The 14460-nt window shown below is 44.4% G+C and carries 12 protein-coding genes and 1 pseudogene; 2 read left to right on the top strand and 11 right to left on the bottom strand.

Annotated elements, in window-relative coordinates:
* Positions 1-576: 576 nt before the first annotated feature.
* From GSF04_RS23505 to serB, 3 genes and pseudogenes are all read right to left on the bottom strand, one after another.
* A pseudogene (locus GSF04_RS23505) lies at positions 577-1479 on the bottom strand (phage late control D family protein); the annotation flags it as partial.
* Between the two features lie 77 nt (positions 1480-1556).
* Positions 1557-1715 carry a hypothetical protein gene (locus GSF04_RS08760; protein WP_211859302.1) on the bottom strand — a complete coding sequence of 53 codons (159 nt, stop codon included), beginning with the start codon at positions 1713-1715 and terminating at the stop codon, positions 1557-1559.
* Between the two features lie 1871 nt (positions 1716-3586).
* Positions 3587-4600 carry a phosphoserine phosphatase SerB gene (gene serB / locus GSF04_RS08755; protein WP_211859301.1) on the bottom strand — a complete coding sequence of 338 codons (1014 nt, stop codon included), beginning with the start codon at positions 4598-4600 and terminating at the stop codon, positions 3587-3589.
* A gap of 95 nt (positions 4601-4695) precedes the next feature.
* On the opposite strand from serB, the gene GSF04_RS08750 reads away from it, so the two are divergent.
* Both GSF04_RS08750 and GSF04_RS08745 read left to right on the top strand, forming a co-directional pair.
* Positions 4696-5337 (top strand): AhpA/YtjB family protein, encoded by a 642-nt coding sequence (locus GSF04_RS08750; protein WP_039494499.1) that lies wholly within the window; start codon positions 4696-4698, stop codon positions 5335-5337.
* An 86-nt stretch (positions 5338-5423) separates the two neighbouring features.
* Positions 5424-6152: a thioesterase gene (locus GSF04_RS08745; protein WP_211859300.1), complete on the top strand. Its 729-nt coding sequence runs from the start codon at positions 5424-5426 to the stop codon at positions 6150-6152.
* A 235-nt stretch (positions 6153-6387) separates the two neighbouring features.
* Here GSF04_RS08745 and GSF04_RS08740 read toward each other — a convergent pair whose 3' ends face one another.
* The 8 genes from GSF04_RS08740 to GSF04_RS08705 all read right to left on the bottom strand — a co-directional run bounded on the left by GSF04_RS08740 (position 6388) and on the right by GSF04_RS08705 (position 14407).
* Positions 6388-6942: a hypothetical protein gene (locus tag GSF04_RS08740; RefSeq protein ID WP_211859299.1), complete on the bottom strand. Its 555-nt coding sequence runs from the start codon at positions 6940-6942 to the stop codon at positions 6388-6390.
* A gap of 104 nt (positions 6943-7046) precedes the next feature.
* The gene (locus tag GSF04_RS23345) at positions 7047-7262 is read right to left on the bottom strand and encodes a hypothetical protein (protein ID WP_249122456.1); all 216 of its coding nucleotides are present in this window, start codon (positions 7260-7262) and stop codon (positions 7047-7049) included.
* Positions 7263-7507: 245 nt separating this feature from the next.
* Positions 7508-8311, bottom strand: coding sequence for a TatD family hydrolase (locus tag GSF04_RS08730; RefSeq protein WP_211859298.1), 804 nt, complete (start codon positions 8309-8311; stop codon positions 7508-7510).
* Positions 8277-8918, bottom strand: a complete 642-nt coding sequence (gene pdxH / locus GSF04_RS08725; protein ID WP_211859297.1) for a pyridoxamine 5'-phosphate oxidase — start codon at positions 8916-8918, stop codon at positions 8277-8279. Before pdxH ends, GSF04_RS08730 begins: the two co-directional genes overlap by 35 nt.
* Positions 8919-8986: 68 nt before the next feature.
* On the bottom strand, positions 8987-10729 hold the full coding sequence (gene argS / locus GSF04_RS08720) for an arginine--tRNA ligase (RefSeq protein ID WP_211859296.1): 1743 nt from the start codon (positions 10727-10729) through the stop codon (positions 8987-8989).
* A 24-nt stretch (positions 10730-10753) separates the two neighbouring features.
* Positions 10754-12343 (bottom strand): peptide chain release factor 3, encoded by a 1590-nt coding sequence (gene prfC, locus GSF04_RS08715; RefSeq protein WP_010379169.1) that lies wholly within the window; start codon positions 12341-12343, stop codon positions 10754-10756.
* Positions 12344-12627: 284 nt separating this feature from the next.
* On the bottom strand, positions 12628-13578 hold the full coding sequence (locus GSF04_RS08710; protein WP_211859295.1) for a sensor domain-containing diguanylate cyclase: 951 nt from the start codon (positions 13576-13578) through the stop codon (positions 12628-12630).
* A gap of 130 nt (positions 13579-13708) precedes the next feature.
* Complete coding sequence (locus GSF04_RS08705) at positions 13709-14407, bottom strand: DUF3581 family protein (protein WP_010607683.1); 699 nt, start codon at positions 14405-14407, stop codon at positions 13709-13711.
* Positions 14408-14460 lie beyond the last annotated feature (53 nt).

The raw sequence follows: 14460 nt of genomic DNA, 5'->3' as shown, positions 1-14460 counted from the left end.
CCAGTGAATATAAGGCTGCTTTTTATCCCCATGTAACACCAAGTGCTGGTTGCCCGCTAGGGTTTGCAACACAATATGCGGGGTTTTTGGGGTGTCATCAAACATCAACAGGTTTTGGCCGCGAGAGCACAACACGTTTTGGGTGTTATTGGCGCTAGTAACAACGGATGGTTGGGTGTCGTTAAGGGCAAACCCTAACAAGTAACTTTGGTCTGGGTCGTTGTTCATACAACCGATGAGCACATTACTGTCTGGCAGCAGTGGAAAGTGTAACCCTGTCGGTTGCTTTTGACCACGACAGGCATATTGTGTGAGGCGCTTTACTGATTCAGTCACCTGACTATCAAAATGTACTTGCGTGGCATATTGCCCTTGGGTATCTAAGTGAGGATTGGTTTTTGACCCCGACAGCGAGCGCACTGTGGCGGTAAACACCATCGGTTTTGGGCTATGCTCTGGGGGCGCGATACGTATTGGCTCACCCCGTGGTACACACACCGACTCGCTATGATACGCAACTTGGTTTGGGTCATTAGCGCTGCCTTGTTTATACACCTGTTTACTGCGGATACAAGTATAATCGCCACCTTTTGCTGTGCCCAATTTACCATTTAACGAAAACGAATAACCGGCATTGGCTTCGGCTACGTTCCCTACCAGCGTGACTTCATTTTTACCTTGTTGATAGGCAAGCTCGAGATTGCCAGTGCGCTCAAATTGCTCAGCGGGATTTTGTGCAGCAGGCTCAAAATAACTGCGCTGCGCCGGGCTGACTGAGGTTGGTGGATGGGCATTCATGTGCACTTGTGAGCCACCCATTTTAAAACGATGGCGGCTTTGGCACTGCGTAAACCCAACAAAGCCGGTTTCATGTTCGTGCACCAGGCCATCTTTATCCGTTACCGACAACAAGCCTCGTTCAATATAGGGGCTTGCAAGATTCCCCTCTGCAATCACTATCGACTCAATAAAATCATGGCATTCAAACCAATAGATTAAGCCGTACTTTGCCAAGAGTCGGGTGAAAAAGGTGTAGTCGTTTTCTAGCGCTTGTACGCACTGCGGTAGCGTGGGTAAATCTTTAGTGACTCGCCATTTTATCCGGTCTTGTGAATAGCCGGCTTTTTGTATCAGCTTATTGAGGACAGACTGAACATTGGCTTGTACAAAGATTTGGCTTTTTTCAGTTTGCTTAAGTAACTCAAGGCGAGGCTTTAAAATCACCTCTGCACCACAGGTGTGCTCAGACACAAAACCAGATTGGATATCAAACAAAGTCCCAGTGAAATACGTTGATATTGCATCTGGTGACTCAATTTCAAACGTGAGCATGTTGCCGACGAGTAACTCATCAGCCAGGTCAAATTGGGATTCTAGGTTCGCTTTGAGTAAAAAGCCGCTATTGATACAGGTCGTGAGTTCAAAATCGACGACATGTACAGGATGGTTAGTACCATACACCACAATCCTTGTTTGCATTTTTTATGTCCACTGTTGTTGGTTAAAGCCGTTCCACCAATACACAGTACGACTTCCTAGTGTGCTGCGATTGGTTTTTATTTGCGCGCTATTGTTACATAAAAGGCAAGCATTTTTAACTCATTTTTTTTACTCAGCATTCGAATGCTTATCTTTTGATGTAACGGACTGTTTTTAAATCTCAAGCCAAATAAAACGGTGTCAGTTTGCCCTCCTTGGCGGATATCAAAGCGCATCCATGCGCTCCTCGTTCATTCTTTTTAAACGACGAAAAAGAACGAACCAAGAAAACGTCGCCCCAACATCACACTTAATCCTCAAATCCTAAGCCGATATAGTGCAACCGCCTTGTAAGGCACGTCCCTGTGCCAGACAAGACTTGGCCGACATCCTGTCGGCACATTGCATATCGACTTATGCTTTTCGGGTGTGATGAAGGGGGAAATAAGTTGTCTGTTAGCTGTCCACAAAGCCATCAGAAACATAGTTGCTTGCAAGCACCACAAGAATTTATCAGCGCCTTGTATCTCCCTCATCACACCCGAAAGTAAATTGCCAATGAGTCATTTCAACGCATGGATGCGTGAAAAGCGGTGACAGGGCCAAGGATGGCCCTTACACCGCGGTGACGTTCATATTGGCAATTTACTTGAGGAGTCAGTGTGATGTTGGGAGTGCCTTTTCTTTTGCTTACTTGTTCTTTGGGCATCAAAGAAAAGTATGTCGTAGCCCATGGATGGGCGTCGAAACCAGTCAGGAGGACGGGCTGACTTTACGGTAAATTTAGAGCTACCAGCCGTTAGCAACATAAACCTCCATGTTTAATATCAAAGCGCATCCATGCGCTCCTCGTTCATTCTTTTTAAACGACGAAAAAGAACGAACCAAGAAAACGTCGCCCCAGCATCACACTCAATCCTCAAACCCTAAGCCGATATAGTGCAACCGCCTTGTAAGGCACATCCCTGTGCCAGACAAGGCTTGGCCGACATCCTGTCGGCACATTGCATATCGACTTATGCTTTTCGGGTGTGATGGAGGGGGAAATAAGTTGTCTGTTAGCTGTCCACAAAGCCATCAGAAACATAGTTGCTTGCAAGCACCACAAAAACGATCGGTGTGAACTCCTAATTAACAGTCTAAATAGTTTTGTGGGAGGTGATTCACTCGCCGAACAGTTATATTTTCTGGTGTGGTATTGGCCGTGTGCACTAGTTTTTCTCTCAAAAGCAGCTAATTTTCCTGCAAGCACCAAACAAAACTATCAGCGCCTTGTGTCTCCCTCATCACACCCGAAAGTAAATTGCCAATGCGTCATTTCAACGCATGGATGCGTGAAAAGCGGTGACAGGGCCAAGGATGGCCCTTACACCGCGGTGACGTTCATATTGGCAATTTACTTGAGGAGTCAGTGTGATGTTGGGAGTGCCTTTTCTTTTGCTTACTTGTTCTTTGGGCATCAAAGAAAAGTAAGTCGTAGCCCATGGATGGGCGTCGAAATCCGTCAGGAGGACGGGCTGACTTTACGGTAAATTTAGAGCTACCAGCCGTTAGCAACATAAACCTCCATATTTAATATCAAAGCGCATCCATGCGCTCCTCGTTCATTCTTTTTAAACGACGAAAAAGAACGAACCAAGAAAACGTCGCCCCAGCATCACACTCAATCCTCAAACCCTAAGCCGATATAGTGCAACCGTCTTGTAAGGCACGTCCCTATGCCAGACAAGACTTGGCCGACATCCTGTCGGCACATTGCATATCGACTTATGCTTTTGGGTGTGATGGAGGGGGAATAAGTTGCTTGTGAGATCGTCTACGACTTCATCAATAAAGCTGTTTGCAAGGGTTACAAAAATTATCAGCATAGTCTCCTAACTCACAGTCTAAATAGTTTTGTGGGAGGTGGTTCACCCGCCGAGAAGTTATGTTTTTCGGGTGAAGAAGAAGTGCCTTTTCTTTTGCGCAACGATTCTTTGGGCATCAAAGAAAAGTAAGTCGTAGCCCATGGATGGGCGTCGAAATACGTCAGGAAGACGAGCTGACTTAATTCATAGTCTCGAGTGATTGGAGAAATCACCCTCCATGGTACGTCTCATAGCACATATTATTTCGGCACACCTAGCAAATATAACAGTTGTAACAAAGATCCTTCACAAATAGCCGCGTCGGCACTTTCTACCACTTTTGGCTTACCATGGATTGCCACACCTAGCTGGGCGTTTGCCATCATCACTAAGTCATTTGCGCCATCACCAATGGCAACGGTTTGAGTCATTGGGATCGCATACTGGGTTGCAAGTTGACCTAGCACTTCCGCCTTTTTGTCGGCATCGACGATATCACCTAGCACTTTGCCGGTAAGCTGCGCGTTTTCCACCTCTAGGGTATTGGCAAATACAGCGTCTAGTTGGAGTGGCTCAATCAATGATTCTGCAAACCATGTAAAGCCACCCGAGGCGATGGCAAGATGCCAGTGATGCTGTTTGAGCGCCTGACACAACAATTCTATGCCGGGCATTAGCGGTAAGTTTTCTTTTAATGATTGAATTTGTGATAACGGTACGCCAGAGAGTGACGCGACGCGGCGGTGTAGACTTTCAGAAAAAGAGAGTGCCCCCGCCATCGCCTGTGCGGTGACAGAAGCCACTTCATCATATCGGCCGGCCAATCGAGCAATTTCGTCAATACATTCAATTTGAATTGCGGTGGAGTCCATATCCATCACAAGTAGCCCCGGTTCTTCTAAAGTAGGTGCTTGTGTTATCACCGCGCCTTGTGCATTAATGCTTTTTGCAAAACCTCTTACTTCAGCCTTGCTCGGCAAATGCGACGCATTAAAACGGATACCCAATGCAACTGGGAGCTGTTCATGAGGTTGATATGCCGTAAAATAAGTTTGCTCGATAGCAAATGTTCGAAGAAATTTCTCAACTTCCAGAAGGTGTTGCAATTGTATATTTTGGCCAAAAAAGCATATTGATTGAGTTGTCGTCTCAGGTAATTGATTTATTTGTGTGAGGCTTGTGTTACCTTGGCAACTATACCAATGAGCCAGCGCCATATGTTCCTGAATTGGTGTGTTTAGTTCACGATTAGCGAATTGAATGATTGACGACATAAGTTGCTCCTTGATAGCGTTAAGCCGATTTTTAACATGATTGCGCTAAGCTGTCAGCACTGGACCTTAGCAAAAGCGGGCAATATGCGATAAATATGAAAAATTTACATGTATTAGAAGTGTTAAACTCGACCAGAGGGCGTAGATTATTTCGCCTGTGCATCGCTGCGACGTGCTTAGTTATGGTGACTTGGCTTGCGTTTAATACCAGTTTTGAATCTCATCGCTTGCTCCATAATGGCGCAGACCTTACCGCAAGGAGCCTCACCAAACAGCTCGCAAAAAATGTAGCATTGCCCCTCTCTCGCAGTGATACGCCAAGGCTCAGCGCACTGGCAAATCACCTCGCTAGCGATGACTTTGTGCTTCAAGTCGCGATTTATGATTATCAAGGACGCTTTATTGTTGGTAACGACGGTAATTCCTCACCCACGGATTATCAGCAGCTACCTCAAACCTTACCGGGACTGAGTAAAACCAAAAGCATTATTTCTGAACCAGTATATACGCCGATGGGACAGCCTCTTGGGTTCGTCAATATGGTCTATTTGACAGAAGCTGCTATGTCACAAAGCCACTCTCATTTCCACGAACTTGGACGAGTCGTTTTACTGATGCTGGTGATTACGATGGTATTCACATGGCAAATAGGTCGAGCATTAAAACGCTGGGAAGTAAAACGCAAAATTCGCAAGAAAGTAAAGATGCTACCAGCCCCTGAAAATATCACTCATTAGATGAAACCAAGTTCCCACTGTCTCTATTGTAAATATTTTGATAATATAATTGTTAGTTTATATAAGAACGATAAATGATAAAGGACATGACTAGTAAACTTTTTATAATCCCAAAACCGAACCCAAACGCTAAGGTGCGGCTATTTTGCTTCCCTTATGCTGGCGGCTCACCAGCTATATTTACACCATGGAGCGATAAAGCAAGTGAATATGTTGAACTTGTTTTTGTTCAGCTACCAGGAAGAGGTGCAAGACTTATTGAGCCTGCAATTGATAATATGCCAGATGTTATTGCAGAGCTTATGTGCCATAGTGACTACATTACGAGTAAACCTTTTGCTTTTTTTGGGCACAGTTTAGGTAGTCGCATTTCATATGAGCTTGCTTTTCAATTACTGGACGTAGGCTTACCAACTCCGCAAAAAATATTTGCTTCAGCAAGTCGAGCGCCACACTGCATATCAACTAAGTCTCATTTACATGGCTTACCACACGATGAATTTATTGCTGAGCTTCGTGACTTAAATGGTACGCCAAAAGAAGTTCTTGAAAATAAAGAGCTTATGGAGCTATTACTCCCGTTGCTCCGAGCTGACTTTAAAATAGCAGATACCTATGTAGCAGAACAGTGTGCATTACCCATCCCCATCCATGTTTTCCATGGCGTTGATGATGAGATCTTGAATGAACATGTTATTGCGTGGCAAGAGCTAACGACACAGCCATACCAGCTTACCGAATTTTCTGGTGGGCACTTTTTTATTCACCAATACGCTGATGAGATGATCTCCATTATTAATCAACAATTGGCTTAAGTAGTTTTGGTGTTATGCCGGAAAAGCATAAAGATCGCCGGGTGAACCGGCTCCTACATGGGTTATTTATCGCTGGTAAGTATGATTTTATATCGTGGTAAAAGCATCAAGATCGCCGGGTGAACCGGCTCCTACACCTGCTTTTCTACTGCTGGTAAGTATGATTTTATATCGCAGTAACTGCGTAAAGATCGCCGGGTGAACTGGCTCCTACTTTATAAGATGAACAGCTATGCTACAAATCCAAAATAAGCGAGGAGAGAATACGATTTAACTGAGATTGGTTAAACTCACCACTTATCTGATAGATAACATCGCTTCCCTTTCTATTAATGTAAACCCTATCGTAGTCTTGATTTTCTCCCATAACGACAAAAGCAAAAATATCGCCGTTTTGGTACACACTCATCGGATTGTTTTCGTCTATGTCAAAAGCCGAGCGAAGCTTTGCTATGTTTTTTACTTTAGGATCTGAATGATACAGGGCATGAAAAAATTCGTTTACGCTCATATTCAACTTTTTATGCATATCACCAAGTGAGATTTCCGGTGGGTTTAACGCAATTGCCAACTCATTTTGATCTTGGCTAGTTACGACCACAGTTTGGTTACTTAGTCCTAAAAAGTTAATTTTTGATAGTGTCGTGCTATCTACACAATAAACGAGATCAACAACTCTGATATGTAACTTATTACTACAAGATAAGCTTGGAAAAGGGTTCACTGTTTGTGACGCAATTACCAAGTTCGAGGTGAACATTAACGCGGCAAGTAAAATTATTCTAAACATAACGAAATCCCTAATGCAGCTAATTCCATTTTCGTTCTGTAATTTCTGACAACGTCTTTTGCACAGGTAAGAGATTGTTCTGAACTAAGTTGCTTTACAATGCTTTATGCAAAGTTCTTTACTATCCATTTGATAGTTACCTTGCCTCCCGTCGGCTCAGGAACCCAATTTAGAGCTGTCGTACAACTTTTAGTTGCTTGGATCATCTCTCCAAAAACCTGTGCCACATTTTCGTTTACGCTGCCTTTGAAAGATAAATTTAAACCTGCACCTTTATAAAATGCATTAATGGCATTTTTTACTTTCGTTTCATCATTCATTTTTCTATTCCTTGAGAAATGTTGAAGGTTTTAAATTAAGCTCTTAAACATTAATAAAAGGTGAATAACCAACTAACGCATAAATCATTCCTCCAAGCTATGAGATGTATAGACGCTTTAATAAATACCAAAAGATCGCCGGGTGAACCGGTTCCTACACGGGTTATTTATTGTTGGTAAGTATGGTTTTATATCCCATTTGTGATATTGACTCGTAGGTCGAGATTTATCTCGACATCATCAATTTACCCCAAGCCAAACAACTGCGTGGTATTTCGATAGAGCGCTGCGGCAAGCTCGCTTGGTGTTTCGCTTCGATATTCACAAAGCCTGTCAAATACTTGGACGACTCGCTTAGGAGAGTTCGGCTTCCCCTGATAACCATGTAACGGCATCGACGGCGCATCGGTTTCCAATACTAGGCTTTCAAGCGGCAACTGTGATATTACCTGCGCTGTTTTTTCGCCTCTTGGATAGGTAATTGTGCCACCAACTCCGAGCTTAAAACCCTGAGCGATATAATATTCAGCCTGCTGTTTTGAACCTGAAAAGGCGTGGATCACCCCACCATATTGTGGTTTAACACGTTTAAACACGGCGGCAATTAGGTGATGACTTTTACGGTGATGGACGATTAGCGGAAGCTTTACCTCATTACTCAGCGAAATATGCGCTTCAAACAGTGCAATTTGCCGCTCAAGCGCATCGCAAGTTGTATCAATGCCGCACTCTCCTATCGCACACAGTTGGGTACGATTGTGCATTACATGCTCGACCAAAGCAGCCATATCGTCGTAGCAATGTTCGCCAATAAAATAAGGGTGTAACCCCGCGGCGATTTCACATTGTGGATGATGTGCTTGAAAATCAACAAGCTCATGAGACTGCTTAAGGGTAACGCCAGGCACCACGAAGCGTTCAACACCCAAACAATGGGCTGCTTTGATATGCGTAGCTAGGTCATCTGCCAACTCGTCAAAATCGAGGTGACAGTGACTATCTATAAAGGCGAATTTATGGGTTAAGCCGCTCAATTTCCCAACTACCATCGGCTTGCTTCACATACATAAAGCGATCGTGAAGACGGTGCTCTCCACCTTGCCAAAACTCAACTTTAGTGGGCTCTACGCAATAACCGCCCCAAAAATCAGGTAGTGGGATTTCGCCTTTAGCGAATTTGTCTTTCATGCTACTAAAGGTTTGCATCAAGGCTTGGCGAGATGACACGGGGCGCGATTGCTGAGACGCCCACGCTGCAAGCTGACTTTCTTTTGGTCTTGATAAGAAATACTTGGCAACGCGACTGGTTGGTAACGAGACTGCTTCCCCGTACACGATAACCTGACGCTCAATTTCATGCCACGGGAAGTGTAAGCATACCTTGTTGTTTTGCTTTAATTCTTGCGCTTTGCGTGAACCGGTATTGGTAAAGAAGACAAAACCGTGCTCGTCTACATGCTTGAGTAAAACAATGCGTTGAGACGGCTGACCGTGCTCGTCAACCGTAGCGACGACCATCGCTGTTGGGTCGGTAAACTTGGCATCAATCGCCTGCTGGAGCCAGGTTTCAAACTGCTCAACGGGTGTGTCTTTTAGCATTTCACGACGTAAACCGTCTTTGGTATATTCTCTGCGAATGTCTTCAAGTTTCATCACAATATCCTTAACAAAAAAAGCCGCTATAAAGCGGCTTCTAGTATACCTTAATGCAAGTTAAAACTAACTTACATTTGCTCCATCACTTCGATACCAAGCAAATCTAAGCCTGTTTTCAGTGAGTTAGCAACCAGATTACATAGCACTAGACGACTTTCACGGACGTCTGCAGCTACATCATCTTTCAAAATTGGGCACGCTTCATAGAATGTCATATACAAGCTCGCAAGCTCATATAAATAACTACATAATACGTGTGGCGTTGCTTCGCTGATCATCAGATCAAGCACTTCTTCCAGTTGCAGCAGTTTAAGCGCAAGTGCCTTTTCCTGTGGTGCTTGAATTTGAATGCGACCAGTTAGGCTGGCGCTATCCATGTTTGCCTTGCGGAAAATACTACGAACACGGGTATAGGCGTACTGCAAATATGGCGCCGTCACCCCTTCAAAGCTCAGCATCGTATCCCAGTTAAAGATATAATCGCTGGTTCTGTGCTTTGACAGATCGGCGTACTTCACTGCACCAATACCCACTTTACGTGCGATTTCTTGGCGTGCTTCATCAGATAGATCAGAGGCTCTGTCAGCAAGCTTTTCTGTCGCACGACTCACCGCTTCGTCAAGTAAATCTGATAGCTTCACCGTGCCGCCAGTACGAGTTTTAAACGGTTTGCCGTCGTTACCCATCATAGTACCGAATAGGCTCGGCTCGTAGCTGGTTTTGTCTTTTAAAAGACCCGCTTTACGTGCTGTGATCTCAACTTGGTTGAAGTGTAAGCCCTGACGCGCATCAACAAAAATTAGGATACGATCAACATCTAGCTCATTTGAGCGGTAATCACAGGCTGCTAAATCAGTCGTTGAATATAAGAAACCACCACCTGATTTTTGCACGATAAATACGGAAGGTTCACCGTCTTTATTTGCCAACTCGTCAAGGAATACGACTTGAGCGCCCTGATCTTCAACCGCAATGCCTTGCTCTTTTAGCAGCTCAATTACACCGGCAAGACGGTCGTTGTAAGCACTTTCTGCCATGATATCATCACGCGTAAGCGTCACGTTTAGCTTGCCGTATACTTCTTCAGAGTGTTTAACTGAGGTGTCGATAAACATTTGCCATAGCTTCTGACAATGCGCATCACCACCTTGTAGTTTTACGACGTAATCACGGGCTTTATCGGCAAAACCGGCTTCGTCATCAAAACGCTTTTTGGCATCACGATAAAAGCTTTCAAGATCCGCAAGTGCGACGTTTTCAAGGTCAACACCTTGATTCAGCAAATCTTCTAGGTGTGCTATCAACATACCAAACTGGGTACCCCAGTCGCCCATGTGGTTTTGGCGAATAACAGTGTCACCACGGAACTCAAGGGCACGCACAACGGCATCACCAATAATAGTTGAGCGCAGGTGACCTACGTGCATCTCTTTAGCAAGGTTTGGCGAAGAAAAATCGACCACAACTTTGTCAGGCGTAGCATGTTCAGCAACACCTAGCTTGGCATCCGTATTTGCCGCCTCTAGGCTTGTGGCTAAAAACTCAGGTTTGAGGTGAATATTAATAAAACCTGGGCCTGCGATTTCCGTTTTTTCTGCAAGATCAGCAACGTCTAGGTTGTCGATGATCTTCTGCGCCAGCTCTCTTGGGTTAGTTTTTAGAGCTTTAGCAGCCCCCATCGCACCGTTAATTTGGTAATCACCAAACTGAGGGCGCGTGCTTTGTGTTACCGCTGGGTTTGTACCTTCAGGGATACCAGCCGCTTGCATCGCTGCATTGGCTTTTTCAATTAAAATACTTTTGATGTTCATCTGTTTTCCTTTAATGCGCAGCGATTAGTGTTCACGAGTTTCATGGAACTTCACGTCAGGATAACGCTCCATTGATAGATTTAGGTTTACGCGACTTGGTGCGATGTAAGTTAGGTTATCACCACCATCTAGTGCCAAGTTTTGCTCGCACTTGCGGCGGAATTCAGCCATTTTCTTCTCGTCATCACAGCTTACCCAGCGCGCGGTTTGAACCGTTACGCTCTCGTAAATCGCATCTACGTTGTATTCAGACTTTAAGCGCGCCACAACCACATCAAACTGCAGCACCCCAACCGCACCTACAATCAGGTCGTTATTGATAAGTGGTCTAAATACCTGTACCGCACCTTCTTCAGAAAGCTGTACCAGCCCTTTAAGTAGCTGCTTTTGCTTAAGTGGATCTCTTAGACGAATGCGACGGAATAGCTCAGGTGCAAAGTTTGGAATACCACTAAATTTAAGCGTTTCACCTTGTGTGAAGGTATCACCTATTTGAATAGTACCGTGGTTATGTAGACCGATAATATCACCCGCGAACGCTTCTTGAGCACGCTCACGGTCACCCGCCATAAAGGTTACCGCATCCGCAATACTGACTTGTTTACCAAGACGCACATGGTTCATCTTCATGCCTTGGCTATATTTACCAGATACAATACGCATAAAGGCGATACGGTCGCGGTGTTTTGGATCCATGTTTGCTTGAATTTTAAACACGAAACCAGAGAACTTTTCTTCGTCGGCTTTTACTTCACGCTCATCAGTTTGACGCGGCAGTGGCGTTGGTGCCCACTCAGTTAACCCGTCAAGCATGTGGTCAACACCGAAGTTACCAAGTGCCGTACCAAAGAATACAGGGGTTAATTCGCCAGTTAGAAATAATTCACGGTCAAACTCGTGCGAGGCACCCATTACTAACTCAAGCTCTTCACGAAGTTGTTCCGCAAGACTTTCGCCCACAGCGGCGTCAAGCTCGCTGTTATCTAGCCCTTTGATCACGCGTTTGTCTTGGATCGTATGACCTTGACCTGTTTGGTACAAAATCGTTTCATCACGATGAATGTGATAAACACCTTTAAATTCTTTACCACAGCCAATTGGCCAAGTAACCGGCGCACACATGATGTTCAGTTCGGTTTCTACCTCATCAAGTAGCTCCATTGGGTCACGAATATCACGGTCCAATTTGTTCATAAAGGTAACGATTGGCGTGTCACGTAAACGCGTTACTTCCATCAGTTTGCGGGTACGGTCTTCTACACCTTTTGCCGCATCGATTACCATCAAGCACGAGTCAACAGCGGTGAGCGTACGATAAGTATCTTCAGAGAAGTCTTCGTGTCCCGGAGTATCTAGTAGGTTTACCAAGGCATCATTGTATGGAAACTGCATCACAGAAGTGGTTACCGAGATACCACGTTCTTTTTCCATTTCCATCCAGTCAGATTTGGCGTGTTGGTTTGAGCCACGGCCTTTAACCGTACCGGCTTTTTGTAACGCCTTTCCGAATAAAAGTACTTTTTCGGTGATGGTGGTTTTACCCGCATCCGGGTGTGAAATGATCGCGAAAGTACGTCTGCGCGACACTTCCTGCGGAATACTCATATTTGACATTGAAATTCTACTTATGGCATTGGCAACCGAACCAAAACTCGGCCACGCTAAATTCGAACAAAGATTGCTATATTCTCTCCGATCTTGGCCATTTTAACAACTTGATGACGGTAATTTTCGCAGCTAAATAGCAGATGTTATTTAGCCATTGTGGTAGTTGATGAAAGGTGGGCTGTGATGGCTAGTTTATTAGTCCAGCTTTTTACGTAAAATCGCCATTGTTCACAAAAGGCATGCCTTGTCAGGAACTGCGTCGCCTATATGCTTTAGATCACATCGAGCATTCAGCTCAGTTTTTGCTGATACATGTGTTTATCTGCCCGAGAAAATAAACTAGCCATGCTTTCAAACTTATTTTCACACTTGGCAAATCCCGCTGAAAATCCACACTTGGGGAGCTTTTTCTCTTTTAACGCTTGATAGAAATTAGCCTCACTTTGAAAAATAAAGTCGTTGACGGCTTTTTCATTATCTCGCTGCACAATAGCCAGAAACTCATCACCACCATAGCGCCCGATAATATCATCTTCGCTGCTTGCGGCCTTCAAGGCTTCAGCCAAACTTTGTAACACCAGATCACCAACTTCATGACCATAGCTATCATTTATTGGTTTAAAACCATCTAAATCAAGAAAGACACAGTAAAGCGCACCACCCAGTTTTAAGGCAATATCACGCTTATGTTCACCGAGTATTTCGGTCGCACGACGATTTAGTACTTCAGTCAACGGATCTTGCATCGCTATCGCTTTGATTTTGCTATAGCGCTCAATCATCACCAAATCGTCTTCTAGCATATCGCGTAAATGCTCTATAAATTCAACCAACGGAGCGCCGTAATTCGTGGGTTTAAAGTCCATCACACACAAAGTGCCAAACGACTTTCCATTGGGCCAATGGATAGGTACCCCCAAATAAGACTCAAAGCCATCATTGGCAACCTCAGGGTTATCGTCCCACTGATAATTTACACTGGCGTGCTGCTCATATAGATTGCGATTATTAGCGACAACATGCTTACAAAAGATATTGGTTTCTTGCGGTATAAAACCACCAGCAGGATACGGGTTTTCTTCTTGGTCGCTTGCAATCATCACTGCAAAGCCATCTTCTTTCTTTTGCACCACAAACGCAGCAGGCGCCGAAAAAATCTTCGCCATCAAATCGACTGTTTTTTGCCACTTTAATAATGTTTGTTGTGAGGCTTCTGGTTTGAGCAAGTCTGCATACGGCACAGTAATACCATTTAATTCAATTACATTTTATCTAAACAGTATAGCGGACAGCTGAAGAGTGGATGAATTATTGTTTAAAAGGAACAGTGTGGGCAACACGCTGACTGGTGTGTCAGCGTGTATTGGGAGGTTACGGCTTTAATGCTACTTTTCTATCGTTGTAATAGGCAATCAAATCATCAACGGTTTGCTGACAATACTCGCGGATCCCAGAAACTAACATGTGCTTTTCACCATAACCGACTTTAGTGCCATTCGACAGCAAGTTAAAACGCAGGTTGATCTTGCCACGTTTGCCTTCATAGCTAAACTCTGGCTTAGCCGCTTCCAATGTTACTTCCGTTACCGATATATCATCCATATGGATAGACATAGATTCGTATATCACCATTGGCCTTGCTGGGTTTATCATTACCTCTTGCTCACCCATCAATGGGATGATCACATGAGGAAAGGTAGTGCCTGAAAATTCTACGTAATTTCTTGTCAAACTATTGATAAGCGTTGGGCACGTGCTGGTTTCGCCAGCGCGCGACACGGACAGCATCACTTTATCATTAGCGGTAATATCAAATTGTGCAGCACCTTCTGGCAAGGTGAGCGTTGTTGTTTCATCAACCATGCCCACAAAGCTAAACTCCATATTCTCGCTTAAGCCGTAGTGCTTTAACACTAAGGAGAAAAGTAGATCACCCGGTACACAAAACTTCTTTGCATCGATGTCGTGCAATGGGTTGTAGTCGTCCGCGACTCCTTTTGCAAATAAACTCCCCTGCTCTCTGGTAATGGTGATCTCATTTGCTTGTTGTTGATAATACGGCTCTAACATCGCTACTTTTCTCTAACCTCTAAGATAAAACTGCGCCATGTTACCAGAATTTT

The organism is Pseudoalteromonas sp. A22, from assembly GCF_018141345.1.
In the GTDB taxonomy this organism is placed as follows: Bacteria; Pseudomonadota; Gammaproteobacteria; order Enterobacterales; family Alteromonadaceae; genus Pseudoalteromonas; species Pseudoalteromonas maricaloris.
This window is presented reverse-complemented; position numbering and strand designations above follow the sequence as displayed.